This window comes from Bacillus sp. MZGC1 (genome assembly GCF_002998605.1).
Taxonomy (GTDB): Bacteria; Bacillota; Bacilli; order Bacillales; family Bacillaceae; genus Bacillus.
This window is the reverse complement of record NZ_PVRE01000006.1, coordinates 175,816-201,808: the sequence shown is the minus strand read 5'-3', so window position 1 is coordinate 201,808 and position 25,993 is coordinate 175,816. Positions and strand designations below refer to the sequence as shown.

The following is a 25,993-nucleotide window of genomic DNA, read 5'->3' as shown; positions in this document are numbered from 1 at the left end:
ACCCATTCTTTATAGTGATGATCATAATAAAATTATGTAAACTAAATTGAATTAAAAACCCCCATATAAGCATTTGCCTATATGGAGTATCGTCTTAAAAAGGGGTCCATTTCACTTGCTGAGCTTGCTTTAGTCGTGCTTCTGGCTCACGCCAGTCAACGACATTCCACCAACGGTCTACATATTGTGCTTTTTCATTCAGATATTGCAGATAGTAGGCATGTTCCCATACGTCAAGAGCTAGAAGAGGGATCACATCCCATTGTGATAGAAATTGATGGCGTTCGGCTTGTAAAATCTCTAATCGTTGAGATCTTGGTGCCCATACAAGAATGGCCCAGCCAACACCTTCTACTTGTTTGGCTGCAGCTGAAAATTGGGATTTGAATGCATCATAGCTTTCAAACGATTGTTCAATGAGACGCAGCATTTGTCCAGTGGGCTTTCGTTTTCCTGAAGGACTCATAGAAAACCAAAAAATGCAATGTAAATAGTGTCCCGCACCATTGAAGGCAAGCTCCCGTTCCCAATGTTTGATCATTTTAAAATCATTGGTTCTTCTCGCTCTTTTTAAGGCAAGCTCAGCTTGGTTCAGACCATCAACATATGATTGATGATGTTTCTGGTGATGCAAATACATAATCTCTTTTGAAATAAACGGTTCTAGTGCATCATACCGGTAAGGGAGCGGAGGTAATTTATGGTCGCCAGCTGCCACATCTCGCATTGCTTCTAGTGGTTTCATATCCTCTGCAATACTTTCAGCCAATTCGTACCACTCTTCTTCACTGGAATATTCATCATTCATGATGAACGATAAATGTTCTGTTTTCTGACGGATGTTGTCATCTTGAACTGCACCTTGAATGGAGCTAAGCCAATCTTTAAGCTGCATGCGATATTCTTCCTTATTCATTTTTACGCCTCATTTCTTCTAAAAATGTGGAACAAGCCATCATTGGAAAGACAAATGGATAGCTATGATAGGTGATGTAAAATTGCTTTGGAAGACCAATGCCTACTGGATAGTGCAAGGCTTCACTCGAGTGCTGATGATGAATCAAAAATGAGATGGCTTTTAAAATTGTTGTGTGATCCGGCTTCTCATATTGTAAAAGTGCCTCAGCAGCCCAAGCCGTTTGAACCACTGTTCCAAATGGGAGCGGGACATATCTTTTTACCTCTGCACTTTTACACGATTCTCCGAAGCTGCCATCTTCCAATTGAATTGTTTTTAAAAATCGACACGCTTTTTGAACAGCAGGATGCGATGAGGGGATGCCAGCAGCCTTTAGTCCTGTTAATGCAGCCCAGGTTCCATAAATATAGCAAACGCCCCATCTGCCAAACCATGATCCGTTGTTCTCTTGATGATCAAGAAGCCATTTTACGCAATGATCTTTTTGCCTTTGCATGAGTGGTGACATGTTGTTCTCTTCAAGACCGATGAGATGAAGCACACGACCTGTAATATCAGGAGTAGATGGGTCAATGGCCGCATCCTCAGCAGATTCGAGCGGAAGATGACGAAGCAAGAAGTGATCTTGATTTTTTTCAAAAGCAGAAAAGCCGCCATCACGGTTTTGCATGGAAAGAAGCCAATCAAACCCTCGTTTCCACTGAACCGGTGCGTAGGTGTGAGGAATGGCTTTTAACACAATTTGCGTATCATCACAATCAGGGTTATTTGTGTTCAAATCTGAAAAACCAAAGCCTCCCGGAGCCGCATGCCGGTTATGAATCGCCCAATCTGCTTTCTTCATTTGCTGCCGGTTCAATAAGTACGTAAAAGACTTTTCGATAACTGGATCTTCTTGTGTTCTGCCTGCTCGCTGAGAAGCATAACTGACAAGCGCTGTATCCCAAACTGTGGATGTAGAATTCTCAGCATATTTCCTGCCCCCACAGTCAGTGACTATCTTTTTCATCCCTTTAACTGCTTTTAAAATGAGATGATGTCCTGGAGAGTATCCAAGACTCATGAGTGCATAGACCATAAAAATACTGGCACTTAAATAGCTGTACAGCGTGCCATCTTTTTCAAGGCGGTCAAACATATACCGCTTCGCTGCCTCATACCCGAAAAAGTCGAGGCGGCTGTCGAGTGCTGTATACGACCGCATGTACGCTAGAAAGTGGTGAGTGGAACGTTCTTCTCTTGCCATAAACCAGTCAAAAGGATTTTTAGACATGTTCGCATCAAGATGTGCTAAGCTTGGAAACTGTTCATGAGAGGTATATCGTTTGTTGAGTGCAATCATCATTGGGACAAAATGAATTCTTGCATATGCACTAAGATGATAGAAGTGCAGCGGAAAGTATGTAGGGATGAGTAAAAATGAAAGTGGCGCATAGAAGTATGGCCAAGGGTGCATGCCATTGACGGCAAGCATCCACTTTGTCATAAAATGAACGTCTTTTAATCCGCCTTTTGATCGAATAAAGTGTGCTGCTTTTTCCATATGCGGCTCATCTTGTTGAAACTTCCCTGAAACGAGCATTCCACAATAGCCTTGCACAGTCGCTGTTACATGTCCCGATTGATCATGATACAAAGAAAAAGAACCATCTTCATTTTGCTTTTCGCGAATTGCTTCTGCCAATTGATGAACGAGTGCCTGGTCCGAATCACCGACAGCCTTTAACAGCATAATCAAAAAAGCATTTGTCATCATTGGGCCTTCAAAGCAGAAGACAAAAGCGCCATCTTCTCGTTGTCTGCGTAGCATTTGCATGTGCAATTCATCAATAAATTCGTTTACTTTCGTTTTGAAATCTTGCATATGCGGCCATGCTCCTTTCCTTTATTACTATATTCAGGAGACTGCCTGTCACATGCAATCACAAAAAAAAGCCGATGACATGGTCACCGGCTTTATAGGCGTCATTAGTCTTGGAGATTAATCCACACACTTTTGACTTCTGTATAGTTGTTAAGGGCGTATGATCCCATTTCTCTGCCAAGACCTGATTGCTTGTATCCTCCAAACGGGGCTGCAGCATCAAAGACATTATAGCAGTTGACCCAAATCGTGCCTGCTTCAAGACGTGCAGCAATGTCATGGGCATGTTTTAAGTTTTCTGTCCAAAGTCCTGCTGCTAATCCATAGTCAGACTGGTTGGCTCTTTCGACCACTTCATCAATGGAATCGTATGGAATCGCAGATAGGACAGGCCCGAAGATTTCTTCTTTTGCGATGGTCATGTCATCTTCTACATCTTTAAAAACAGTAGGGGAGACAAAATAGCCAGCCTCATAAGGGCAATCGCCACCGACAACGGCTGTTGCACCTTCAGATTTACCTTTTTCAATATATCCTAACACGCGCTCATGCTGTTCTTTACTTACGAGAGGTCCGATTTGCGTATCTTGATGAAGACCGGCGCCTTGCTTGAGGGATGTCGCATACTTAGCCATTTGATCGACAACCTCATCATATTGACTCCGGTGAACAAAGACTCTAGAACCTGCAGAGCACACTTGGCCTTGGTTAAACATGACCCCATTTAAAGCACCTGGAATGGCTTTCTTTAAATCGGCATCTGGCAATATAATATTTGGTGATTTTCCGCCAAGTTCTAATGTGACCCTCTTAATGGATTTGGCTGCTTTCTCCATGATGAGTTTCCCAACGCTTGTTGACCCCGTGAAGGCAAGCTTATTTACATCAGGGTGATCGGTTAATGCGTTTCCAGCTGTTTCACCAAATCCAGGAACGATGTTAATCACACCTTCTGGGAAGCCGGCTTTATCCACTAATTCAGCTAAATAAAGAGCAGAGAGGGGTGTTTGTTCTGCTGGCTTTAAAACGATGGTGCAGCCAGTTGCAAGTGCAGCACCCATTTTCCACATGGCCATGAGCAGCGGGAAGTTCCAAGGAATGATTTGTCCTACAACACCAACAGGCTCATGACGGGTATAATTAAAATAACCTTGACTGACAGGAATGGTTTGTCCGCTTATTTTGGTCGTCCAGCCCGCATAATAGCGCATATGCTCAATGGCGAGAGGGATATCTGCATTTGTTGTTTCATTAATTGGTTTTCCGTTATCTAAAGTTTCAAGCTGCGCGAGCTCTTCTTGGTTTTCTTCCATTAAATCAGCAAGCTTGAACATGAGGCGGGCGCGTTCAGCGGCAGACATTGAGCGCCATGGGCCTTGAAAGGCTTTTTTGGCAGCCTTTACTGCTTCATCAATGTCTTTTGCACCTGCTTCATATACATCAATAAGGGTTTCACCTGTGGCTGGGTTAGGAGTCGAAAAGGTTTTGTTATCGTGACTTGTGACAAACTGACCGTTAATGTAGAGTTTTTTCGTCCCTTGGAGAAAAGAATCGAGTTTTGAACTAATTTGAAGTGTTGTAGAGCTCATAAATAAACAAACCTCCTTAATTAAAGATATGGGTTGTTCTGCGAGTTCTAGGTGGAAAAGCGGACCTGAAGCAAATGAACCAGTATACGCACATGTGTGTAAACGTATACATTCATCATATTACACGACATGTTTAAAAGCAATCCATAACACTCATTGCATTTCACGAAAAATTGGCTACAATAAATGTATAGATGAAAAAAGGAGTTTTTAAATCATGATCCATCAAAACTGGCAAACGGTTCAAACGTTAAAACAAGTAAAATGTATACATACGAATGCGAAAAAATATATGGTCGACCGTGCACTAACGGTTGGAAGCACATATGAAGTGAAAAATGAGACAGAAGAATTCCTCTTTGTCGTTGATAATACAGGTAAAGTAGGCGGGTATTATAAAGAGTATTTCGAAGACATTTCTGCTGAATGATTTTAGTGATCATCACTCATACTAAGAAAAACAGTAAAGGGTGATGATGATGAAAAAGAAGCAAACAGACGAGCAGAATAATCAAAATGCTTGGCATGATCACGAAGATGCTGATATGGCGATTACGCTTGAGCAGATTTCCGATGTATATGCCGAGGGAACCATTGATACACCAAAAGACGAATAGTCCAGATTGTTGACAAAGTGCTAAAATGATCTTTATTTTAGCACTTTGTCTTCTTTTTCAGCAGCGTGACATGAAAACCTTTGCGGTCTAGGAAGGACGAGTACCGGAGCTGAGCGAATTTGACATTCGTGAGCACCGGCGCGCAGGACTGACAAAGAATGCGAGGGTTTTTATACACGCTGACAGTGATTTGAAAAAATCACTGTTTTTTTATTGGTAACATTCAGCAATTTTTCTCAAAAAGAACTGAAACTTTTTTCCTGCTTTAACTGTCTAAATAAGTAGAGGAAAGAGCATCGAATCAAAAAGAAAAAGTTAAATGAAATTTAATCTATTCGTAATGGAATAACGACCATTTATAGCGTATTCTATAAGTGAGAATAAAACGTACCCACAGAGCGTGCGTCCGTTTTTTCATAAAGGAATTTGATGGAGGAAGAGGGGGTTTACGTGGGTATTTTTTCTGTCAGTAAACAAAATGATAAGAAATTCGAATCCTTACTAATTGAAGGGGAAAGAATTGAGGCTGTTTACAGACTGCGTCACGACCAAATTTGTTTCACCAATAAACGACTGATCTTTGGCGATAACCGCGTATTTTCTAAGAAGAAAGTCAGGGTCTCCTTGCCGTATCGATCAATTGAAAGTTTTGCCATTCAAGAAGCTGGCGTGTTTGATCAGGACACAGGTATGCTGCTTGTCACAAGCTCAAAAGTATTTGAACTCGATTTTTCGAAAGAGACGGATTTGAGTGATGTGCAAGCCATTTTGACAAAACATCTTTGCTGATCAACCTTGCGATTACATAGATCATGCACTTTTCTCATTCTACTTATTTTAATAGATCGCACATTTCCTGAGCCCTTACCCATATTTTCTGGGAAGGGCTTTTTTTGTTTAGGTGTTTGAATGATAGCAAAAAAGGATAAAGATGAAACAGATACAGAAAGGAGAATGAACAATGAAAGTATTAGTTGCTGGAGCAAATGGACATACAGGCAGGCTCGTCATTCGTTATTTAAAAGAAAAAGGACATGAGCCGCTTGCTCTCATTCGAGATGAAAAACAAGCGGATGCGCTAAAGGAACTTGGTGCAGCGCCTGTCATCGGTGATCTTGAAAAGGATGTGACAGATGCTGTGAAACAAGCAGATGCTGTCATCTTTGCAGCTGGTTCAGGCTCAAAAACAGGTGCAGATAAGACGATTGCAGTGGATCAAGAAGGTGCAAAACACCTTGTCGACACAGCGAAAAAAGAAAACATTCAGCATTTTGTTATGCTGAGTTCCTATAATGCCGATGACCCAAACCAGGGAAAAGGGCAAGGAAGTATGGAAATTTATTATGAGGCGAAAAGAAAAGCAGATGAACACTTAAAACAGTCTGGGCTTTCCTATACCATCGTCCGTCCAGGCGCCTTGCTGCATGATGAAAAGACAGGAAAGATTGAAGCTGCGGAGCATATTCCAGATGATCAAAACATTGAGATTTCAAGAGAGGACGTAGCCGCTGTACTTGTGGAAAGCTTAACGGAATCCAATGTGAAAAATAAATCTTTTGACTTGATTAAAGGGGATAAACCAGTAGAAGAAGCACTTCGCACCATGTAAGAGAAGAAAGCTGCTGCCAAAAAGGCGGCGGCTTTTTTGATGTTTTCAATTCCCTTGCAGCGGGAAGTTAATGAGAAAGGAGTGATTGACCGTGGGCTTAACGAAAGAACAAAAAGCTGATTTATACGAAAGATTGAATCAATTAAAAGAAGATGTGAAAGGGTCAAAAAAGAAAGAAGAATCTATGCTAAGTGAATCCAGCGAGATTTCAAATGGTGTTGGGAACCATATCGCTGATCATGGGAGCATCTATTTAGACCGCATGACAGAACAAACGCTGGATCAAGTTGATGGCCAGCTTGAAGACGAAATTGATGCAGCACTAAAACGAATGGAAGACGGAACATATGGGATATGTGAGAAAACAGGGAAAGACATTCCATATGAACGTTTAAAAGCAGTCCCCTATACACGTTATTCAATCGATGCGAAGAAAAACGAAGAAACGACTCAAGACCCAAACGAGTTTGACCGTAATTTCTCTGATCAAATGCGTGATTTAACAAATAGAGAAACAATGGATCAGATGCATTCAGATACGTATGAACGATTAGAGGAAGAGCAGGATGTTGACATAGACGAAGAAAAATAGGATAATAAGTGGAAGTTACATTTTTTCAGAATAATGTTTTCTTATGTGTGCAAGGACAAATATCTTGTATACATAAGTATTTCTTAGAAAAAAGATCTCTTGAAATTTAATAAACTTTCGTGTAATATAGTTTAAAGGCTGCGATGCGCGTAATGTTAATTAAGTTTTAACCTTTAAGCTGTAATAGGGAGTTTTATATTGAAGCCGGAATGTCATGCCTCCTTAGAGAGGAAGACAGGAACGTTTCTGCAAACACCCACTTTGAGGAGTGGTGGTTTAAAACTTTCTTACTTAGATTACGGCATCCGCAGCTTTTCCTAGGATGATTCAAGCCATTTTCCATTTTGGAAAATGGCTTTTTATTTTGTGAAAATGCGAAATTGGATAGATCGCCTGTAGAGGCAAGAATGTATGTTAAAATGGACAAAACTAATGACGGAGAGGGAATTGGATGTTAGAACAAGCAGAAGCACTCCTGAAACAATACTATGGCTTTGATGTCTTTAGAAAAGGACAGAAACAAGCCATTGAAGCGATTGTAAATAAACAAAAGGATACTGTCTGCATTATGCCGACAGGCGGTGGGAAGTCAGTTTGCTATCAGATCCCTGCCCTCATGATGGAAGGTACAACGATCGTTGTATCTCCGCTTATTTCTTTAATGAAGGATCAGGTCGATGCGTTAAATGAGATGGGAATACGTTCTTCCTTTTTAAACAGCACACTTTCCGCAGCTGAAATGAATGAAAGGCTGAAAAAATGCGAAAATGGGGAATATGAGCTGCTTTATATCACACCTGAACGCTTACAAAATGAACGTTTTTTTCAGCTGCTGGATCGGTTAACGATCCCTTTAATCGCGATTGATGAAGCGCACTGTATATCTGAGTGGGGGCATGATTTTAGGCCAAGTTATCGCTTCATTCAAGAATGCTTGAACAAGCTGTCAAAAAGGCCGGTGATTGTCGCATTAACAGCTACAGCGACGAAAAAGGTCCACCAAGATATATGTGAACAGCTTGGCATGAACGCAGAAGAAACCATCTTTACTGGGTTTGCTAGAGAAAATTTGTCCTTTCAAGTGATCAAAGGGGAAAATAGTGACCGTTTTATCACACAATATATGAAGAAAAACAGTCTTGAGTCTGGCATTATTTATACAGCAACTCGTAAAGAAGCGGATAACATTTATAATCGACTAAAAAAACAAAAGATCAAAGCTGGCGTTTATCATGGCGGATTGGATGACCATACGAGAGAAGAGCAGCAAAACCTGTTTTTAAATGATGACATCCAGGTTATGGTCGCTACATCAGCATTTGGCATGGGAATCAATAAGTCGAATGTACGTTTTGTGATCCATCATCAAATTCCAAGGGATATTGAAAGCTACTATCAAGAAGCTGGGCGTGCCGGCAGAGACGGGCTTGAAAGTGAATGCATTTTACTGTTTTCACCACAAGGCGTAAGAGTGCAGCGCTTTCTCATTGAGCAGTCAACAGAAGATGAGGTGCGCTATCAGCATGAACTGCTTAAATTAAGGCAAATGGTGGATTACTGTCATACTGAGCAATGTCTGCAGCAATTTGTGATGGACTATTTTGATCAAACAGCTAGTTCGCCTTGCGGTAAATGCAGCAACTGCCTTGATGAAAGAGAGCGTGAAGAGGTCACAAGAGAAGCACAGATGGTGTTATCTTGTACAGTGAGGATGAATGAGCGATTCGGTAAAATGATGATAGCCCAAGTACTGGCAGGCTCTAAAAACAAAAAAGTGCTTGAGCTAGGTTTCGACCGTCTCCCTACATATGCTTTAATGAAACAACATTCGGCTCAGCAAATCAGTGACTTCATTGAATTTTTAATTACAGAAGAGTATTTGCACATGTCTGAAGGTGCTTACCCAACACTTAAGGTGACCCATAAAGGGAAGAAAGTGTTAGTTGGACAAGAGACAGTGTATAAAAAGCAGGCGATCAAAGCAGAGGCCATTCAAGAAAATGATGCATTATTTGAGCGATTGAGATTGCTGAGAATGAAGCTAGCTAGAGAGCAAGGCGTCCCGCCATTTGTTGTATTTTCTGATCAAACATTGAAGGAAATGTCAGCTGTAGAGCCTAAAACAGATGATGAATTACTCCAAATTAAGGGGATTGGCGCTCAAAAAAGAGAGAAATACGGAGATGTTTTTTTAGAAGAAATTCGTTTATTTATAGAAAAAGAGAAAAAATAAAGTGTTTAAAGAAGAAAAATAAATTTTTTTCGCTGCACTTGGACACGTTTTCATCAGGTCGTTTTCGATCCTTTTAAAACCTTGATATGGCGGGGAATCAAGCCGTTTTGTGGTCTGATTTACCAATGGAGAGAGATGTTTCATGTAAAGGAACTGTAATCTAAAACATATCGTTTTGTTATTGAAATGACATTTACATATGTTACGATAGCACTCGTTAGCCGCCATAAAAAGCTAACAAGGGAGGATTTACTTTATGAAGAAGACTATTATGTCCTTGGTTGCTGTTGCAGCAATCTCAACAACAGCATTTGGAGCGCAGCAAGCTTCTGCAAAGGAAATCACTGTACAGAAAGGTGATACACTTTGGGGAATCTCACAAAAAAATGATGTGTCTCTAAAGGACCTAAAGGGTTGGAACAATTTATCTACTGATATGATCTATGTAGGTGATAAATTGACAATCTCTTCAAAAGAGAAAACTCAGGAGCAGTATAAAGTCCAGAAGGGGGACAGCCTCTGGAAAATCGCTCAAAAATTTAATGTGTCAATTAGCGATATTAAGTCTTGGAATAACTTAAACTCAGATATAATTATGATTGGTTCAACACTAAGTGTTGCTGGTCAAAGCTCGGCTCCGGTAAGCTCAGAACCTGTTCAAAAACAGGAACCTGTCCAAAAAGAGCAAACAACGAAAAAAGCTGCTCCTAAAAAGGAAACAGCTAAAGCAGAATCATCTTCTGCTAGTCAAAGTGTACAAAAAGAAATGACTGTTACGGCTACGGCTTATACAGCAAATGATGGTGGCATCTCAGGTATCACTGCAACAGGGGTAAACTTAAACAAAAACCCAAACGCAAAAGTTATTGCAGTAGATCCTAGTGTCATTCCATTAGGAAGTAAGGTTTATGTTGAAGGCTACGGTGAAGCCATCGCAGCAGATACTGGCGGCGCAATTAAAGGTAACAAAATTGATGTACATGTACCAAGCAAATCCCAAGCGCAAAATTGGGGCGTAAAATCAGTCAAAGTAAAAGTACTTAACTAGTAAACAATTGTTTTTTTGGAAGAAAGCATCAGGTGGCGGCCTGATGCTTTTATTATACCCTTTTTTTGGTCAAAAATACACATATTTTTCTGAAAAGTTTGCATTTTCGACAAAAAGCAGCGCATATCTTATGATACACGCTGGTTTTTGTCGTTAGCTGTCCACCCAATAAATTTCTCCGCTTTGTTCTTTCCAATTGATTTGGACATCAAATTGATGCTTTTCATAAAAATGAATCAAGCGATCCACGTGATTCCAGTCCCTTTTGACGAGGTCGCCAGTAATCACTGGTATGTTCTGCTCTCTTGCGATTTCTTTTAAATGCTTCATACAGATGGAGCCGTACCCATTATCTGGCGGGCCTTTAATATCGGCAATATGAATCTTTCCTTCTTCAGGATATTCCGCAATTAAGGAAAAATCAGATTGTCCGCGAAAAGCTTTTTCACAATCGCTCAACATAATTTTACATGTATCTGCACTTTCAATGGCAGAGACGATCATCCACTCATCTTCTTTCGCTTGATCGATGCCAATGATTTTTGCTTTTTTCGAAATATCTTTCATATTTTCTTGCATTCGATACATTTGGAACTGCAATTGCTGTAATTCTTGCTCTAACGTCTTCACATCTTTGGCTGTTTCCTGTAAGATTGACAAGTCCATTACTCCTTTCATATCAGAAATGATAAAAATCACATAAATTCCAATTCTAAAGGAAGTGGATGGATCTTTCAAGCCGTTAGAACGTCTGCAACCCTTAAGTTTGTCTAAAATTCGACGAAGACAGCGAATTCATTGACTTTATAGAGAAAGTTAAATAACATACTCTTAGTCGGAACTAATAAAGAGAGGTTTTCAAACATGAACGAACAGAATCAAAAACCGAAAAATTTCACTGGTATTGTGATCATTTTAACAATTGCCATAAACGGATTAATCGCTTTATTATTTTTAATGCCAAAATCAGATAAATTTAGCCATCTGGATATTACATTTTTGCCGTTACTTAATGCCGTGATGAACAGCTTTACGTTTATCTTTTTACTTTCAGCACTCATCATGATTAAACAAAAGAACATTAAAGCGCATAGACGATTTATCTTTGCTGCATTTTCAACGACACTTGTCTTTTTAATTTCGTATGTGACATATCATTCAATGGCAGCTGATACCCATTTCGGAGGAGAAGGGATCATCCGTCCAATTTACTTCTTTATTTTAATCACACATATCGTCTTATCAGCTGTAATTGTACCGCTTGCCCTGATTACTCTGTTTAGAGGTGCACAGATGCAAGTCGAGCGTCACCGTAAAATTGCCCGCTGGACAATGCCGCTATGGCTTTATGTCAGTCTCACTGGCGTCATTGTGTATATGATGATTTCTCCATATTACAGCTAACGTATGCCCAACTGGACATACGTTCTTTTATTTACAAGAGGCAGTGCTTTGGATAAAATGGGAATTGGGTATCCGACTTGCACGGTATCTTCCCATCTATAGACTCACATCATTTCTGGCCGTTTGCTCGTTTGGAGAACAACAATTGAACGAAACGGGGGTTGTATGATGACTGAACAACTGCAGTATAAACCGGGGCTTGAAGACATTGTGGCAAGCGAAACGTCTATCTCATACTTAGATGTGCAGCAAGAAGAAATTGTAATTCGCGGGTATGACCTCATCGAGTTGGCACAAAAAAAGACCTATTTAGAAACAGCCTATCTGCTTATTTATGGAAGATTACCAGATACCATGGAATATCACCAATTTCAGCAAGACATTTCCTCACAAACCAACTTACATCCAACCATTCAAACCATTTTAACAAAGCTGCCAAAAACCACTCATCCTATGGATGCCATGAGAACGTGCATATCTGCTCTTAGTGGGTACGATGATGCATTACATGATCGATCAGAAGCGTGCCAGCAAAGGCGTGCTGTTCGATTACTCGGCCAGCTGCCGGCCATTGTTGCTGGAAGCTATCATATTCTCACAAAAGACGCCGCTATTTCTCCAGATCAGACCAAATCCTACACTGAAACCTTTTTAGCCATGCTAACAGGACGTACTCCAACACAAGACGAAATCACCGCTTTTGACCAAACACTCACATTATATAGTGAACATGAACTGCCTAATTCAACGTTTGCCGCTAGAGTCATCGCATCCACACATTCTGACATGTATGGTGCTTTTACTGGAGCGATTTCTTCATTAAAAGGTGACTTGCACGGGGGAGCGAATGAAGCTGTCATGCACATGCTTCTCGAAGGAAAAACAACGGAAGGATTCCTTGCGCTGATTGAACGAAAATTAGCCGCAAAAGAAAAAATGATGGGCTTTGGCCATAGGGTATACATGAGAAAAATGGACCCAAGAGCCGCTCTTTTAAAACGATCATTGAAAACGCTTACGGAATCAAAGGGAGATACAACGCTTTATGACATGTGTGTAGCAGGAGAGGCATACATGAAAGAGAAGAAAAACCTCTATCCGAATCTTGATTATTACGCTGCACCTATTTATTACGTGCTCGGGATTCCGATTTCACTTTATACACCGATTTTCTTTGCTGCGAGAGCTAGCGGATTAGCTGCCCATGTCATTGAACAGCATTTGCATAATCGCATTTTTAGACCGAGAGTCCGGTATTTAGGGCCAAGAGGATTAAAAGTCTCAGATGATGATAGAAAAACGGGGGAATGAACATGAATAAAACAGCAGTCGCCAATCAAACGGATCAGCTATTGGAAGAAATCGCAGCCTATGCAGTAGACGGGGAGATTACGAGCAAAGAAGCCATTGAAACAGCGCGGTATGTACTGATAGACACACTCGGCTGCGGAATGCTGGCGCTCAATTTTCCGGAATGTACGAAGCATCTTGGCCCCATCGTACCTGGTACCGTTGTGCCTAACGGAGCAAGAGTTCCAGGCACTTCGTTTGTGCTAGATCCTGTTCAAGCGGCTTTTGATATAGGCTGTATGATTCGCTGGTTAGATTATAATGACACGTGGCTTGCAGAGGAGTGGGGACATCCGTCAGATAACTTAGGCGGAATATTAGCTGTAAGTGATTACATCAGCAGAACGCGGCTTGCAAACGGTGAAGAGCCGCTTTCGATGAATGACGTACTGCATGCGATCGTCAAGGCACATGAAATTCAAGGTGTGCTCGCTTTAGAAAATTGTCTGAATCGAAATGGCTTGGATCATGTGTTATTTGTCAAAGTGGCAACAAGTGCTGTTGTGTGTGCATTGCTTGGCGGAACAAAGGAAGACGTGCAGCATGTTTTATCGCAAGCGTTTGTTGATAATTCTCCGCTTAGGACGTATCGCCACGCCCCAAACACAGGATCAAGGAAATCGTGGGCAGCGGGTGATGCAACAAGCCGCGGGGTAAGACTGGCAATGATGACACTAAAAGGGGAAATGGGCTATCAAACACCGCTTAGTGCTGAGAAGTGGGGCTTTGAAGATGTTCTTATGCAAGGAAAATCTCTCACACTCGCTCAGCCGCTAGGATCATACGTCATAGAAAATGTGCTTTTCAAAATTGCTTATCCTGCTGAGTTTCATGCCCAGACGGCTGCAGAGGCCGCTATGATGCTGCATGATGCTGTAAAAGATCGATTAGATGACATTGACCGGGTAGAGATTACAACACATGAATCAGCGATTCGGATTATTGATAAGAAGGGGCCGCTGTATAACCCAGCAGACCGCGATCATTGCTTGCAGTATATTACCGCGATTGGATTGATCTATGGTGAGCTAACAGCTGACCATTATGAAGAAGAAACGGCGCGAAATCCGGCCATTGATCGTCTCCGGGACCAAATGGTTGTCAAAGAAGATAAACGTTATACAGCAGATTATTTAGATCCGAAAAAGAGATCAATAGCAAACTGTGTGCAAATCTTCTTTAAAGACGGGACGATGACAGATCGAATTGAAATTGAATACCCGCTTGGTCATCGCAGAAGAAGACAGGAAGGCATTCCGCTGCTTGAAAAGAAATGGGTCTATCATTTGAAGACAAGATTTCCACAAAAACAAGTGGATCAAATTGTGTCACTCTGTCAAAATCCAAATCAATTAAAAACAACAACCGTACCAGCATTTATGGACCTATTCGTCATATAAGGGGGAACTAGTGTGTGGATCGTGAATGATGAATCAAGTCAAGCAGATTTAGCCGCAGCCTTTAAAGAACAAATGCACAAATCAGCTTTATTTCAAATCCCAGGCGTTCACGATGGAATGTCTGCGCTTTATGCAAAAAAAATGGGCTTCCAAGGGCTCTATTTATCTGGCGCCGCTTTTTGTGCCAGCAAAGGACTGCCTGATCTCGGCATGATCCATTCAACGGAAATGGCTGAAAAAGCGAAGGAAATCATTCGAGCTTCTCAGCTGCCGCTTTTGGTCGATATGGATACTGGCTATGGCGGCGTATTGAATGCTGCAAGGGCGGCAAAAGAAATGGTAGAGAGCAAGGTGGCAGCTGTTCAAATTGAAGATCAGCAAATGCCAAAAAAATGCGGACATTTAAACGGAAAGTCGCTCGTTCCAGTAGAAGAGATGATCGCGAAAATCAAAGCCATCAAACAAGCGGCACCAACGCTTTTAGTGATTGCAAGAACCGATGCAAAGTCTGTAAACGGGATGGAGGATGTCATCCGCAGAGGCAATCTTTATCTCGAAGCAGGAGCTGATGCTATTTTTCCTGAGGCGCTCATTACAGCTGAAGACTTCACGCATGCGTCAAGCAGCATAAAAGGACCGCTTCTTGCAAATATGACGGAGTTTGGTAAGACTCCTTATTATCATGCAGATGAATTTTCGATGTTTGGATTTCAGATGGTCATCTACCCTGTGTCATCACTTAGAGTCGCTGCAAAAGCGTATGAGCGTTTATTTACAGAAATCATGGAGAAGGGGACGCAGCAAGGAATTTTGAAGGACATGCAAACGAGAAAAGAGCTGTATGAAACGATTCAATATGATGACTATGAGGAAATGGATCAGCATTTAGCGAAAACGATCCTGCCGGAAATCGGGAAAGAACAGCGATAAAATGAAAAGCACTTCCTAAACGGAAGTGCTTTTTTACGATGATGGTGTGGATGATGAAGCCAATTTCATCTTTTCTTCAACTGTTTTCGTTTTTTCTTTTACTTTTTCAGCATAAGTGAAATCACCGTAGCAATACGGATAGCGGAAGTTATCTTTGTTGCCTCCGCACGTATAGACTTCGGGGTTTTGTTTCACTTGCTTTTTGGAGTATTGCTTTGCCAATTTCTCGGAATGTTTTCCCCCGTTTTTTGCAACAAAATCAATATAGCCGATTCCCATATTATAGCTTTGAATAATGGTTTCCAAATCAACGCCTTTTTTCTTCCCATGCTTGTACATAGTAGAAAAATGATGGACTCCTTGTCTAATGCTTTTCTGAGGGTCATTGATTTCATTTCGTTTCAAACCAAGAGATTCAGAGGACTGCATTGGATCTCCGCCTCTGCCTTTTGATTCTTGATACATCATACCGAGGATTAACGCGGTATATTGATCTAAATCTTGATCTCTTAGCTCTGTTTCTACAAGCGGCTTGTAATCATCCAATCTCGACAAAACAATTGATTCCGTATCAATCGGCAGCTTTTTTAATTCCTTTTGATTAAAGGACATGACAATGGCTGCTAATACGAAAACAAACAGAAAAATCGTGAAGCAGCCTGAAATGGCAAAACATCCTGTTTTTTTCTTTTTCAAGGTCAGTTCACCCCTGTTTTGCCCCGCTTTTAAAAGGGAAGTACAGCCTTTTTATTATGCCATATCCTGCACAGGATACCAAGTGAAAACCTTATAATCAATCATACCCAAATGTAAATTCGGGTCTTGTTTTCAATCTGTAGCAGAAATAAACAAAACCGATAATCAGCCAAAGCATACCAATGATTAATGCATTTGTACTGATGCTCGTTAACAGCCAAATACAAAAGGCCGTCCCGCACAGAGGGATCAATGCGTATCTCAATATATTGAGTACACCTCTTTGTTTTTGTCTGACGAAATAGTACGCAAAAACAGACAAGTTCACAAAAGTGAATCCAATCAACGCGCCGAAGCTGATAAAGGAATAAATGACTTCAAGTTCGCCAACGACTGCGGTTAAGGAGAAAGCACCAATTAATAAAATATTAAAAACAGGGGTTTTTAATCTCGGATGAATATATCCGAAGAAACGCTTCGGTAACGACTCATCTCTACCCATTGCATATAACAGCCTTGCTGCACTTGCATGTGACGATAAGGAAGAAGAGATGACAGCGACCATTGTGCCAGCTAAAAAGAACGAGTGGAGAAATGCGCCCCCCACAAATTCCGCAATTTCAAGTGAGGCAGCATCGGGATGCTTGAACTGTTGAAAATTTGGAAATACCTGCTGCAAAAAATAAGACGTCAAGGTAAACAGTACGCCTCCAATGGCGACGGTTAAGAAGATGGCAAGTGGGATCGTCTTTTTTGGCTTAATGGTTTCCTCAGACATGGTCGAAATTGCATCAAATCCTAGAAACGAAAAACATAAAATGGTCGCTCCTGAAAAAATAAGCGCTGGTTCTAAGCTCGCTGAATAAAATGGCCGGGCGGACAATAATTCTCCACTTCCAGCGTTTTGTGTGAGCCCATAAATAACAAACCCAACAAAAGTGACGGCGACAATGACCTGGAAGGTCACAAATAGTGCCGTGATGTTGGCTGTAAGCCGAATACCGATTACATTGACAGTCGTTATGGCGATAGCAAGTATGATGATCCAAATGTAATGAGGTACATCAGGAAAGGCTGCGGTTAAATAAGCACTTCCGATCGCAAAATTCACCATAGGCAAAAATAAATAATCCAGTAAAAGTGTCCAGCCCACAAGGAAGCCGACATGAGGATGAATACTTTTTTGCGCATATGTATAAGCAGATCCTGCTTTTGGAAAAGCCTTCACCATATTCCCATAGCTAAGCGCTGTCAATAGTAATGCAAGTAACGTAAATATATAAGCTGCAGCGACGTGTCCTTTCGTCAGCTGAGCAACAATGCCGTATGAATCAAATACGACAAGTGGATCCATATAAGCAAGCCCGATCACAACAAGTGGAAAGACAGTCAGGCTGCGTTTTAGTCTTGGCTCTTCAGTCAATTTGCCTATCAGCTCCTCTAAAAAAATGAATAAATAATGCTCATTTTAAAAAGAATGCTACCAAGTGTCAATGCTATTTGAGTAAATCCTTTTTCTAAAGTGTGCCCGCTTTGCATGCCGGACGTTTTGGTATATGATGATACAGAGAATAAGTCGTGATTTGACGGACAAGAAAGGTGAAGCAAAATGAAGGAAGAACTGAATACAAATCAAGAACAGGAACGGATGGAGCTGGATGAAGAAAGTCTATTTCTTGTCTCCCAAACCTTTAAAGCTTTATCTGATCCGACTCGTATTCGAATTCTGCACCTGCTGTCTCAAGGTGAACACTCGGTAAATGATATAGCAGAAACACTGAATCTCATGCAATCAACCGTTTCTCATCAGCTGCGCTTTTTAAAAAACCTTCGTCTCGTGAAATCTAGACGAGCAGGGACCTCGATTTTTTACAGCCCTGAAGATCAGCATGTGATGGAAGTGCTTGAACAGATGATTCACCATGCACAGCACGATTGATAAAAAACCTTCCTACGCCTATAGGAAGGTTTTTATGCATGATGCACATGTGTCGATCGTTTACTTGCTTTCATCATGTGATAAGAAAAAACAACATAGTAAGCAGCTAAAAGAAAAAAGCTGAGCATGGTCATCGCATCATCGCTCACGATATGCTGATATAGTTCAACGACACTGATCTTGGTCATCGAATGGTTTGTCAGCTCAACCAGCTTAAAACTAAGCCTGGATAAAAACAAACATAAAATGAAGCTTTCAATCCATTTACTCGTTTTCATATACAGCCGGCCATTTTCTTCTTTCATTCGAATCGTCTGATAGGCATGAACAGCCAGACTGCTTCCAAAAAGCATGCCAATAGCGGCATAGATGAAGATACTGTGATTTTGCCATCCTTCTGATAGGAGAATAAGGGCAGAGAGACCAAAGATATACATTCTCATCAAAAGACTGATGGGGCGTACAAGCTGATAGCGTCTCATTCGATTCATTCGAATCATGATGCAGATCAACATAATGCTCCCAATCATGAACAACTGCCACACGTTATGTGTCATGATGCAACCTCCTCCTGCACGTGCAGGGATGTAAACGAATGCTGGCTGTTACTTATCTTTACCATTCTTTCTTTTTTTATCAAAACAAAACCTACATTTATGAAAAAGAGGAAAAGTCATGAAAATCGACCGCATTTTATCTATTGTGATGCTGCTCATTAGCAAGAAGCAAGTACAGGCGAAAGATCTTGCTGAACTCCACGAAGTGAGCGTGAGGACCATTTATCGTGATATTGATACCATCAATCAAGCGGGAATCCCTATTGTGACAACCCAAGGAGCAGGTGGAGGCATTTCACTTGTTGAGGACTATCGTTTAGAGAAAAAATTATTTACCGATGATGACATCGAGGTCATTTTAACAGCCCTCGAAAGCATGACGAGTGCGTACTCCTTTAAAGAAAGTGAGCATGTACTGAAAAAAATCAAATCGCTCATTCCCACGCATACGGATGAAAGCGAAAAACAGCATCATGTCTTCATTGATTTAAGCTCCTGGGGAAAAGACAGCCAGGCTGAGCAGAAGCTCCAGCTCATCCATACAGCTGCCTCAGCGCACCAATATATTCAGTTCACCTATCGCAATGCGAAAGGCGAAACACTTCCACGCAAAGTGGAGCCTTATACGCTTGTTTTAAAAGGAAGGCATTGGTATTTGTATGCGTTTTGTTGTGTGAAAAAAGCTTTTCGTCTGTTCAAGCTGACCAGAATGACGGGTCTTGTCACCATTTCAGGATATTTCCAACCGAAAAGAATCAAAAACGAAGAGAAGCCTTGGAATGACTCTTGGCAAGAACAACCATCGGTCAGCTCTGTCACGCTCAGGTTAACGGAAGCATCAGTGGGCAAAGTGAAGGAATGGGTGGATGAGAACGAATTGAACGTATGTTTAGACGGAAGCTATCTTGCCACCATCACTGTACCTCAAGATGATTGGTTAAATAGTTTCCTATTCCATTTAGGTCCAGATGTCGACATTCTTTCCCCAAAGCATGTCAAAGAAGCGTTTGATCTCCAGTTGAAACAATTTCTCAAACGAATGGAAACTTGACACAATGTTGTCAGGTTTCTTTTTATATGATAGAAAAAAAGGAGATGAGAATGTATGTACGATATCGTGACATTAGAGAAACAATGGATGAAAGGGTTGTCTGTTCGAACAACAAACGAAATGGAGCTGACAAAAGAGCGGAAGATTGCACCTCTTTGGCAGCAATTTTTTGCGCAGCAGCTTCACGGGGGACAAGCGCCCGTCATAGGGCTGTATTCAGATTATGAAAAAGATGAGCATGGCTCTTATTTATTCACAGCGGGACACTTTGTGGATCAGCACTTAGAACATGTAAAAGAGATTCCCTCGTCCACGTACGCAAGATTTCGAACGAGAAAGGGGCCGATTGAAGAAGTTGTGCTTGAAACATGGCAGCAGATTTGGAATTGGGATCAGCGTTATTTTCGCACATATACAGGGGATTTTGAATGGTACGATGAAAGGTCTATTGATCCAAAAGAAGCGCAAATTGATATTTATATTGCGGTCGATGAAAAAATAGTTGCTAAAACTAATAGTATTAGTTAATATAAAACTAACAACATTAGTTTTAGGGGGACACTTGATGAGATTGACAACTTTTGACCGTCTGCACCAGCTCACATTGATGCCGCGATTATTTCCGGTAAATTGTTATGTATTTGAGGAAGAGAATGGGCTCATTTTAATTGATGCTGCTTTAAAAATGGCAGCAAAGCCGATTATCGAATTTGCCCGTCAAAAGAACAAACCCATACACAAAATTATTCTCACCCATAGTCATATGGATCATATAGGCGCATTAGATGAAGTGAAAAAAGTTTTTCCAGAGGCAGTCGTCTATTTATCAAAACGCGATGCCCGCCTATTTGAGGGTGACTTATCCTTGCTTCCTGGCGAACCCCAGCAAAAAATCAAAGGCAGTTTTTCGAGAAATATTCACACAAAACCGGATGTGCTTGTCGAAGAAGGAGATGAGATTGGGCCGCTGAAAGTCATTGCGACACCAGGGCACACACCTGGCAGCATTTCCTTATACGATGGAAGGTCAGGAGTTGTGATTGCTGGGGATGCCCTTGTAACAAAAGGCGGCTTATCAGTAACGGGTGAATTTCGCTGGACCTTTCCGTTCCCGGCCTTTGCTACATGGGATGCAGAAACCGCACTCAATAGCGCCGAAAAATTACTGGCACTTCGCTTATCCTGTCTTGCTGCAGGACATGGCGATCTCATCATAAAACCTCATGAAAAGCTGCAAGCTGCCGTTCGTAAAAGGCAGCAGCAGCTGAAGAAAGGGGAGCAGTAAACCGTGTCTCCAAGAATGGGTATCACGCAAGAAAAAATTATGGATACAGCAGCTGCATTTGTTGATGAAGAGGGGTTTTCTGCATTGACCATTGCTACATTGTCTAAAAGGCTGAACATCAGACCGCCTTCCCTTTATAATCACGTATCCGGTCTTCATGAGATTCAGGCGGCACTCGCAGTAAAAGGGCTGTCCATGCTTTGTGAAGAAGGCATACACGTAACAGAGGGGCTGGATAAAGAAGAAGCTGTTTTAGCCTTCGCCAGGCAGTATGTTGAATTTGTCCGGGAACATCCAGGTCTCTATGAAGCTGCCTTTTCACATATGGATGAGAAAAAAGTAAGAAGCGAGGCAGAGCGCCTTGCTGAATTTGTCCAATCCATCATGTCCCGCTTTGGTGTAAAAGAAGAAGAGATGACACATGTGGTAAGAGGACTAAGAAGCTTATTGCACGGCTTCGGTGATATTTCAAATAAAAAGGGATTTCAACGAAAAGAACAGCTTGAAGACAGTGTGAGCTATGCGGTCAGGCTTTATATCTCAGGTGTGTTGCAAAAAGAAGATCTGTCTCATTGACAGGTCTTTTTTTTGCAGTGAATAGATATCTTAAAAGGGCGGCCGTCTTGAAGAATTTTTTTAACAGAAAACGAATAAAGATTTGACAGTTTTGTGAAACATGGTATGCTTATTATGTGAAATAATTCACATAGAGGAGTAGAGGCAGATGAAAAGAAAGCCTGTTTATGTGGAAACAACCATTCATGCACCTATAGAGAAAGTCTGGGAATATACGCAAAATCCAAAGCTTCATGAACAGTGGGATTTGCGTTTTTCAACCATTTCATTAAATGAACCCCAAAATGAACAGCCCCAATCCTTTTTGTATGAAAAGCATCTTGGGTTTGGTTTAAGTGTCACAGGGACAGGAGCGTATCGAACAAGAATGATGGATGAACGGAATGAGCGGGCATCCTCACTTAATTTCAAATCGTCACACCCATTGTCTTTTATCAAAGAAGGCAGCGGCTACTGGAAGTATATGAAAACAAGCGATCACATTGTATTTCAAACTCAATTTGATTACGAAACGAAAGAAGGAAAAGGTTGGACATGGGCAGACCGGATTCTTTTTCGCCCGATGATAGGATTTATGACGGCCTTTAGTTTTGGCGCTTTAAAGACGTGGCTTGAAAAGGGAACGCATCCTCGGTTATTACTAGAGAGAACACTTGCTCATTACGGGATTTGTTTGCTGTTTGCCATCGTCTGGCTATGCCAAGCGGTCATCCCTTTTTCACATTCTGCTTTTGATCATAGCATGGGATTTCGATTGTTTTATGCGCTTTTAGGTGTATCATGGCTGATTCCTAAGCTGTCAAAGAAATATCTCTTCATTCTACAAAGCATGTTTCTTCTGATCATGCTTTGTATAGGGATCCTATCCCCGCAAACGACGCTTCATGAGCCGCTTGTGATGAGTGCATTTTTCACCTTGTCGATTGCAGGTATGATAAATCTAAAAGATTGTGTAGATGTATTTTCCATCAAACGAAAAAGGGGAGGTAGACATGGTCGTTCATCGTCATCAAGTAAAGGATTACGATAAACTGCATCCAAAACTAAAAGAGAGATACAACCGCGCGTTTTCTGCTGAAGGCACCATGGAGGAGATAGGCGGCGGGTCAAGACTCATTCAATTGATCTTCAGAATTGGTCCATTGTTTCGCTGTTTTTTCCCTGAGAGAGGAAAAGATATTCCTTTCCAAATTGTCAATGAGCCCTTTGTGACAAATAAGGGGGAGGAAGGGATGCACTGGTATCGAACGTTTTATTTCCCAAAGCAGGAGCGGCACTTTGATGCAGATATGATCATTGATCAGAAGAGTCATACAGTCCTAGACTACTTTGGAAAGCCTAGACTTCTTGTGTCAGAGCTTCATTTTACAGTAACAAAGCATGGTTTCTTGCATATTCAATCCGGCCGGCAGAAGTTTTTGATGTTCGGCAGGGAATGGCCGCTGCCTTCATGGCTTTATGGTGTGTCAGATGTAACGGAAGGCTACGATGAGCATGCAGGTGAATATACCATTGATGTCCACGTGAAAAATCGCCTGTTTGGTACTCTTTTTACATATAAAGGCCGTTTTACAGAAAGGGTGTCTCATGATGAATAAGTGGCATTTGACATCCAGTCTGATCTTTATGTCTTTTTTTATCGCCACCCGTTTGATGACAGGTCCGATAGCAGAATTTTTTGTTCTCATGGCAATTCTATTTTTTCTTCCCGCTGCCTTACACTTTTTTGAGAAAGAAGGGAAGAAACAAAAGCCAGGGATGCTGATCGGCTTTTTAATGAAAGCCTTTCCACTAGCCGCTCTTTGTGCAACCGCTGCTTTTATCTATCATTCCGCCTGGTTTGCATCGGGATGGCTTTTATATACATTCCTGTTGGCGTTATTTGGCTTTTCTCGTTTGCTGAAAAGAGGCATCTTTCCGCTTCATGAACTGATGATTGATGGTGCATGGATGTATATCGCTTTAGGCGGGCTTTGGTCTTGGCTGTACACAACAGATATACAGGTGATGACATTTTCGCCGATCATTGTTCTTTTGACCGCTATTCATTTTCATTACTCGGCTTTTTTTATCCCGCTTTTTTATGGATTATTAGGGAGACAGCGAACAAAGGAGACAGCTTTATACAAAGCGGCGGGCTGGGTGATTTTGCTGTCGCCTGTGATGATTGCTGTTGGGATTAGCTTCTCCCGTCTATTTGATACGTTCAGCGTCGTTCTTTATGTGGTTGCCCTCTACATATATGGAATCCTTTGTGTGAAAACAAAATTTCGGTCAACTTTCGCAAAAGGTCTTGTTGTGTTTTCTAGCTTTGTTTTAATGGGGACGATCGTGTTATCTCTTCTTTATTCAGCGGGTATGCTTATGCGAGTGACCTACATCAGCATTGATCAGATGATTTGGTTTCATGGCAGTATCAATGCTTTTTTTGTGATTTTGCCAGGTTTAATTGGCTGGTTGATCGAAGGACCGAAGGATCAATTGAAGCAGAAGGATTTTCCGATTTCGAAAGTGCATGGTCGCTTTCATTTGATCTCTTTTCAAGAGGAAAGAGTGCACGATCGAGAGAAGCTCGGTTTAGTCGATTCACTTGATGAATTAAATGGAACGACATTTTCAGCTGATCGGGTTTCACCTGTGATTCGCAGATTTTATGAGAACCCTATGGCTTTTACGTTAAAAGCAGCCGTCAGTTTCCATTGGTGGGTGAGGCCTTTTGTATTTTTACTTCAGCCAGTGTTTAAGAAAATAGGTCAGCTTTATTTGGGGTCATCTCGTATTCCTTATGAAATGCCGGGAAGTCTTTGTAGATTTCAACACCCTAAGGAAGAAAGAGAGAATGTGCGTGCGTGGATTCGTCATAACGCAAAAGGGGAGCAAGTCTTTTTTGCACTTTATGCTCTTCATCACGATGCAGCTGCGGGTTATATGAATATTGCGCTGCCGCTTCCGTATTCTCAGCTGACTGCCATTTTAAAGCCTTTTAATGAAAAGGAAGACTTTCTATTAAAAAGCACATGTCCAAAAGGCAGTACCGGTGACGAAGGATTGTATTTACATACGCCTTTTATCACCATGAAACTGCCAATGGAAGAAAGCTTTCATATGAAGCCGGAGACAGATCAAAGTCTCACAGCGGTCCACCAAATGAAGCTGTTCGGTATTCCTTTTTTAACGATTCATTATCATATTGACAGCGAAAGTCATCATGTTAGTCAATGATGTCACATGGTTCACCGTGCCGAATGATGTTCACAATTGCTTGCCCATCACTCGGATGATGATCTGCATACTGGACTGGCAGCAGTGCAAAAAATACATAGTAGACTGAGAAGTAAGCAAATTGATAGAAAAATTGGTGCTCTGGCAGGAAATCATTGGCGATCATTGTATTCAGTATGAGAACACTGAGCAGGTTGCATAATGAACCGCCTAAGTAGACAAGAATGTGCGAAAATCGGTTATTTTTCCTCATTTCTTCATAGTGGCAAAATGCATCTAGAAAATAGATTCGTCTAATTTCAACGACGCCTACTTTCAACACTTTTTTGCCTCTGCCAAGAGCAAAGGAAACCTTTGCCCCAAACATCCACGCAACCACAATATGGCCAAGCTGATGAAGGATGGCAACGATAGGAAGAATGACGAAAAACGACCAGCAAAACGTCCACATATCCGATAATGTAAACAAGTGTGAACCCTCCCCAATATATTCGGGAGGAAGCAGTAGGATTATTTGCCATTTTACTGAATTCATTTTCAGGATGCAAACATTTAATACACGACTATAAATTTATTATGTAAACTAAAAGGGTGATTTTAGCGCTGAATAGGCTTTTTGAACCTCCTTTTTGACGAAATGAATGTGCTACAATGGATAATCAATAGATTACGTTACCTTTCGTGAAGGGGAGAGAGTCATATGGCAGATATTGAACAGTTCTTGGCGTTAGATATTCGTGTTGGGACAATCATAGAAGCAGAATTATTTGCAGAGGCAAGAGTGCCAGCGTTGAAACTCAAGATTGATTTTGGTGAAGAAATTGGTGTAAAGCAATCTAGTGCTCAGCTGACAAAGCGTTATACAGCGGAGAAACTTACCGGCAAACAAATTGTAGCAGTCGTTAATTTCCCGCCAAGAAGAATTGCAGGGTTCAAATCAGAAGTGCTTGTCTTAGGAGGCATGCCATCAAAAGAAGACGTGGTTTTGCTAGCCACAGATGAACCGGTTGAGAATGGAACAAAAATAGGGTAAGAAAAAAGACATCTTCCTCAGAAGATGTCTTTTGCGTATTGAGGCGGAATAACCACACGCCACATTCGTGTGTGTCTCA

Annotated in this window: 28 protein-coding genes and 1 other RNA gene; 21 read left to right on the top strand and 8 right to left on the bottom strand. The window is 41.3% G+C overall.

Annotation, left to right across the window (positions count from 1 at the left end):
* Window positions 1–94 precede the first annotated feature (94 nt).
* From C6Y06_RS17485 to C6Y06_RS17475, 3 genes are all read right to left on the bottom strand, one after another.
* Window positions 95–916 carry a superoxide dismutase gene (locus C6Y06_RS17485; protein WP_060596547.1) on the bottom strand — a complete coding sequence of 274 codons (822 nt, stop codon included), beginning with the start codon at window positions 914–916 and terminating at the stop codon, window positions 95–97.
* Window positions 909–2,783, bottom strand: a complete 1,875-nt coding sequence (locus C6Y06_RS17480; RefSeq protein ID WP_106037310.1) for a terpene cyclase/mutase family protein — start codon at window positions 2,781–2,783, stop codon at window positions 909–911. Before C6Y06_RS17480 ends, C6Y06_RS17485 begins: the two co-directional genes overlap by 8 nt.
* Window positions 2,784–2,887: 104 nt before the next feature.
* Window positions 2,888–4,372, bottom strand: coding sequence for an aldehyde dehydrogenase family protein (locus tag C6Y06_RS17475; RefSeq protein WP_060596545.1), 1,485 nt, complete (start codon window positions 4,370–4,372; stop codon window positions 2,888–2,890).
* Between the two features lie 217 nt (window positions 4,373–4,589).
* Between C6Y06_RS17475 and C6Y06_RS17470 the strand changes: the two genes are divergently transcribed.
* The 8 genes from C6Y06_RS17470 to C6Y06_RS17435 all read left to right on the top strand — a co-directional run bounded on the left by C6Y06_RS17470 (window position 4,590) and on the right by C6Y06_RS17435 (window position 10,471).
* Window positions 4,590–4,802 carry a DUF6501 family protein gene (locus C6Y06_RS17470; RefSeq protein WP_066030769.1) on the top strand — a complete coding sequence of 71 codons (213 nt, stop codon included), beginning with the start codon at window positions 4,590–4,592 and terminating at the stop codon, window positions 4,800–4,802.
* A gap of 49 nt (window positions 4,803–4,851) precedes the next feature.
* Entirely contained in the window at window positions 4,852–4,989 is a 138-nt protein-coding gene (locus tag C6Y06_RS17465; protein ID WP_223249850.1) for a DUF4025 domain-containing protein, read from the top strand.
* A gap of 450 nt (window positions 4,990–5,439) precedes the next feature.
* The gene (locus C6Y06_RS17460) at window positions 5,440–5,778 is read left to right on the top strand and encodes a PH domain-containing protein (protein ID WP_024422682.1); all 339 of its coding nucleotides are present in this window, start codon (window positions 5,440–5,442) and stop codon (window positions 5,776–5,778) included.
* A gap of 172 nt (window positions 5,779–5,950) precedes the next feature.
* Entirely contained in the window at window positions 5,951–6,598 is a 648-nt protein-coding gene (locus C6Y06_RS17455; RefSeq protein ID WP_106037309.1) for an SDR family oxidoreductase, read from the top strand.
* 91 nt (window positions 6,599–6,689) lie between these two features.
* Window positions 6,690–7,190 (top strand): TraR/DksA family transcriptional regulator, encoded by a 501-nt coding sequence (locus tag C6Y06_RS17450; protein ID WP_066030771.1) that lies wholly within the window; start codon window positions 6,690–6,692, stop codon window positions 7,188–7,190.
* Window positions 7,191–7,322: 132 nt separating this feature from the next.
* Window positions 7,323–7,508, top strand: a non-coding RNA gene (gene ssrS, locus C6Y06_RS17445) — 6S RNA.
* 133 nt (window positions 7,509–7,641) lie between these two features.
* Entirely contained in the window at window positions 7,642–9,423 is a 1,782-nt protein-coding gene (gene recQ / locus C6Y06_RS17440; protein WP_066030772.1) for a DNA helicase RecQ, read from the top strand.
* Window positions 9,424–9,679: 256 nt separating this feature from the next.
* Window positions 9,680–10,471: a LysM peptidoglycan-binding and 3D domain-containing protein gene (locus C6Y06_RS17435; RefSeq protein ID WP_060596542.1), complete on the top strand. Its 792-nt coding sequence runs from the start codon at window positions 9,680–9,682 to the stop codon at window positions 10,469–10,471.
* 153 nt (window positions 10,472–10,624) lie between these two features.
* On the opposite strand, the gene C6Y06_RS17430 is transcribed toward C6Y06_RS17435, so the two are convergent.
* Window positions 10,625–11,137, bottom strand: coding sequence for a GNAT family protein (locus C6Y06_RS17430; protein WP_060596695.1), 513 nt, complete (start codon window positions 11,135–11,137; stop codon window positions 10,625–10,627).
* A gap of 198 nt (window positions 11,138–11,335) precedes the next feature.
* Between C6Y06_RS17430 and C6Y06_RS17425 the strand changes: the two genes are divergently transcribed.
* The 4 genes from C6Y06_RS17425 (at window position 11,336) to prpB (ending at window position 15,555) form a co-directional block, all read left to right on the top strand.
* On the top strand, window positions 11,336–11,875 hold the full coding sequence (locus C6Y06_RS17425) for a DUF420 domain-containing protein (protein ID WP_003215636.1): 540 nt from the start codon (window positions 11,336–11,338) through the stop codon (window positions 11,873–11,875).
* Between the two features lie 168 nt (window positions 11,876–12,043).
* Window positions 12,044–13,186 (top strand): citrate synthase, encoded by a 1,143-nt coding sequence (mmgD, locus tag C6Y06_RS17420; protein WP_060596541.1) that lies wholly within the window; start codon window positions 12,044–12,046, stop codon window positions 13,184–13,186.
* Window positions 13,187–13,188: 2 nt separating this feature from the next.
* Window positions 13,189–14,625: a bifunctional 2-methylcitrate dehydratase/aconitate hydratase gene (locus C6Y06_RS17415; RefSeq protein ID WP_106037308.1), complete on the top strand. Its 1,437-nt coding sequence runs from the start codon at window positions 13,189–13,191 to the stop codon at window positions 14,623–14,625.
* A 12-nt stretch (window positions 14,626–14,637) separates the two neighbouring features.
* The gene (gene prpB, locus C6Y06_RS17410; RefSeq protein WP_060596539.1) at window positions 14,638–15,555 is read left to right on the top strand and encodes a methylisocitrate lyase; all 918 of its coding nucleotides are present in this window, start codon (window positions 14,638–14,640) and stop codon (window positions 15,553–15,555) included.
* A 33-nt stretch (window positions 15,556–15,588) separates the two neighbouring features.
* Here prpB and C6Y06_RS17405 read toward each other — a convergent pair whose 3' ends face one another.
* Both C6Y06_RS17405 and C6Y06_RS17400 read right to left on the bottom strand, forming a co-directional pair.
* On the bottom strand, window positions 15,589–16,251 hold the full coding sequence (locus tag C6Y06_RS17405) for a lysozyme family protein (protein WP_034660911.1): 663 nt from the start codon (window positions 16,249–16,251) through the stop codon (window positions 15,589–15,591).
* A 97-nt stretch (window positions 16,252–16,348) separates the two neighbouring features.
* Window positions 16,349–17,674, bottom strand: a complete 1,326-nt coding sequence (locus tag C6Y06_RS17400) for an APC family permease (protein WP_060596538.1) — start codon at window positions 17,672–17,674, stop codon at window positions 16,349–16,351.
* 186 nt (window positions 17,675–17,860) lie between these two features.
* Here C6Y06_RS17400 and czrA point away from each other — a divergent pair, with 186 nt between their 5' ends.
* Window positions 17,861–18,190, top strand: coding sequence for a Zn(II)-responsive metalloregulatory transcriptional repressor CzrA (gene czrA, locus C6Y06_RS17395; protein ID WP_007500691.1), 330 nt, complete (start codon window positions 17,861–17,863; stop codon window positions 18,188–18,190).
* A gap of 32 nt (window positions 18,191–18,222) precedes the next feature.
* On the opposite strand, the gene C6Y06_RS17390 is transcribed toward czrA, so the two are convergent.
* Complete coding sequence (locus tag C6Y06_RS17390; protein ID WP_106037307.1) at window positions 18,223–18,747, bottom strand: CcdC protein domain-containing protein; 525 nt, start codon at window positions 18,745–18,747, stop codon at window positions 18,223–18,225.
* Window positions 18,748–18,865: 118 nt separating this feature from the next.
* On the opposite strand from C6Y06_RS17390, the gene C6Y06_RS17385 reads away from it, so the two are divergent.
* The 7 genes from C6Y06_RS17385 to C6Y06_RS17355 all read left to right on the top strand — a co-directional run bounded on the left by C6Y06_RS17385 (window position 18,866) and on the right by C6Y06_RS17355 (window position 24,881).
* Window positions 18,866–19,798 carry a helix-turn-helix transcriptional regulator gene (locus tag C6Y06_RS17385; RefSeq protein ID WP_106037306.1) on the top strand — a complete coding sequence of 311 codons (933 nt, stop codon included), beginning with the start codon at window positions 18,866–18,868 and terminating at the stop codon, window positions 19,796–19,798.
* 54 nt (window positions 19,799–19,852) lie between these two features.
* Complete coding sequence (locus C6Y06_RS17380) at window positions 19,853–20,326, top strand: GyrI-like domain-containing protein (RefSeq protein WP_034660907.1); 474 nt, start codon at window positions 19,853–19,855, stop codon at window positions 20,324–20,326.
* A gap of 37 nt (window positions 20,327–20,363) precedes the next feature.
* Complete coding sequence (locus C6Y06_RS17375; protein WP_034660906.1) at window positions 20,364–21,083, top strand: MBL fold metallo-hydrolase; 720 nt, start codon at window positions 20,364–20,366, stop codon at window positions 21,081–21,083.
* A gap of 3 nt (window positions 21,084–21,086) precedes the next feature.
* Entirely contained in the window at window positions 21,087–21,659 is a 573-nt protein-coding gene (locus tag C6Y06_RS17370) for a TetR/AcrR family transcriptional regulator (RefSeq protein WP_034660905.1), read from the top strand.
* 148 nt (window positions 21,660–21,807) lie between these two features.
* Entirely contained in the window at window positions 21,808–22,689 is an 882-nt protein-coding gene (locus C6Y06_RS17365; RefSeq protein ID WP_106037305.1) for a hypothetical protein, read from the top strand.
* Window positions 22,652–23,257 (top strand): DUF4166 domain-containing protein, encoded by a 606-nt coding sequence (locus C6Y06_RS17360; protein ID WP_060596533.1) that lies wholly within the window; start codon window positions 22,652–22,654, stop codon window positions 23,255–23,257. The genes C6Y06_RS17365 and C6Y06_RS17360 overlap by 38 nt, the downstream gene beginning before the upstream one ends.
* Window positions 23,250–24,881, top strand: a complete 1,632-nt coding sequence (locus C6Y06_RS17355) for a YndJ family protein (RefSeq protein WP_106037304.1) — start codon at window positions 23,250–23,252, stop codon at window positions 24,879–24,881. Before C6Y06_RS17360 ends, C6Y06_RS17355 begins: the two co-directional genes overlap by 8 nt.
* Here the strand turns inward: C6Y06_RS17355 and C6Y06_RS17350 are convergent.
* Window positions 24,871–25,350: a site-2 protease family protein gene (locus tag C6Y06_RS17350; RefSeq protein ID WP_034660901.1), complete on the bottom strand. Its 480-nt coding sequence runs from the start codon at window positions 25,348–25,350 to the stop codon at window positions 24,871–24,873. The two genes, C6Y06_RS17355 and C6Y06_RS17350, sit on opposite strands and share 11 nt — an antisense overlap.
* 231 nt (window positions 25,351–25,581) lie before the next feature.
* Between C6Y06_RS17350 and csaA the strand changes: the two genes are divergently transcribed.
* The gene (csaA, locus tag C6Y06_RS17345) at window positions 25,582–25,914 is read left to right on the top strand and encodes a chaperone CsaA (RefSeq protein WP_066030780.1); all 333 of its coding nucleotides are present in this window, start codon (window positions 25,582–25,584) and stop codon (window positions 25,912–25,914) included.
* Window positions 25,915–25,993 lie beyond the last annotated feature (79 nt).

What these genes read in the sequence shown, in the direction of transcription:
- C6Y06_RS17380 (WP_034660907.1), top strand. Translation starts at nt 19,853, where the DNA reads ATGTACGATATCGTGACATTAGAGAAACAATGGATGAAAGGGTTGTCT.
- C6Y06_RS17355 (WP_106037304.1), top strand. Translation starts at nt 23,250, where the DNA reads ATGAATAAGTGGCATTTGACATCCAGTCTGATCTTTATGTCTTTTTTT.
- C6Y06_RS17385 (WP_106037306.1), top strand. Translation starts at nt 18,866, where the DNA reads ATGAAAATCGACCGCATTTTATCTATTGTGATGCTGCTCATTAGCAAG.
- C6Y06_RS17475 (WP_060596545.1), bottom strand. Translation starts at nt 4,372, where the DNA reads ATGAGCTCTACAACACTTCAAATTAGTTCAAAACTCGATTCTTTTCTC.
- recQ (WP_066030772.1), top strand. Translation starts at nt 7,642, where the DNA reads ATGTTAGAACAAGCAGAAGCACTCCTGAAACAATACTATGGCTTTGAT.
- C6Y06_RS17375 (WP_034660906.1), top strand. Translation starts at nt 20,364, where the DNA reads ATGAGATTGACAACTTTTGACCGTCTGCACCAGCTCACATTGATGCCG.
- C6Y06_RS17415 (WP_106037308.1), top strand. Translation starts at nt 13,189, where the DNA reads ATGAATAAAACAGCAGTCGCCAATCAAACGGATCAGCTATTGGAAGAA.
- C6Y06_RS17360 (WP_060596533.1), top strand. Translation starts at nt 22,652, where the DNA reads ATGGTCGTTCATCGTCATCAAGTAAAGGATTACGATAAACTGCATCCA.
- mmgD (WP_060596541.1), top strand. Translation starts at nt 12,044, where the DNA reads ATGACTGAACAACTGCAGTATAAACCGGGGCTTGAAGACATTGTGGCA.
- C6Y06_RS17365 (WP_106037305.1), top strand. Translation starts at nt 21,808, where the DNA reads ATGAAAAGAAAGCCTGTTTATGTGGAAACAACCATTCATGCACCTATA.
- C6Y06_RS17425 (WP_003215636.1), top strand. Translation starts at nt 11,336, where the DNA reads ATGAACGAACAGAATCAAAAACCGAAAAATTTCACTGGTATTGTGATC.
- C6Y06_RS17485 (WP_060596547.1), bottom strand. Translation starts at nt 916, where the DNA reads ATGAATAAGGAAGAATATCGCATGCAGCTTAAAGATTGGCTTAGCTCC.
- C6Y06_RS17470 (WP_066030769.1), top strand. Translation starts at nt 4,590, where the DNA reads ATGATCCATCAAAACTGGCAAACGGTTCAAACGTTAAAACAAGTAAAA.
- C6Y06_RS17480 (WP_106037310.1), bottom strand. Translation starts at nt 2,783, where the DNA reads ATGCAAGATTTCAAAACGAAAGTAAACGAATTTATTGATGAATTGCAC.
- C6Y06_RS17435 (WP_060596542.1), top strand. Translation starts at nt 9,680, where the DNA reads ATGAAGAAGACTATTATGTCCTTGGTTGCTGTTGCAGCAATCTCAACA.
- C6Y06_RS17390 (WP_106037307.1), bottom strand. Translation starts at nt 18,747, where the DNA reads ATGACACATAACGTGTGGCAGTTGTTCATGATTGGGAGCATTATGTTG.
- C6Y06_RS17430 (WP_060596695.1), bottom strand. Translation starts at nt 11,137, where the DNA reads ATGGACTTGTCAATCTTACAGGAAACAGCCAAAGATGTGAAGACGTTA.
- czrA (WP_007500691.1), top strand. Translation starts at nt 17,861, where the DNA reads ATGAAGGAAGAACTGAATACAAATCAAGAACAGGAACGGATGGAGCTG.
- C6Y06_RS17465 (WP_223249850.1), top strand. Translation starts at nt 4,852, where the DNA reads ATGAAAAAGAAGCAAACAGACGAGCAGAATAATCAAAATGCTTGGCAT.
- csaA (WP_066030780.1), top strand. Translation starts at nt 25,582, where the DNA reads ATGGCAGATATTGAACAGTTCTTGGCGTTAGATATTCGTGTTGGGACA.
- C6Y06_RS17455 (WP_106037309.1), top strand. Translation starts at nt 5,951, where the DNA reads ATGAAAGTATTAGTTGCTGGAGCAAATGGACATACAGGCAGGCTCGTC.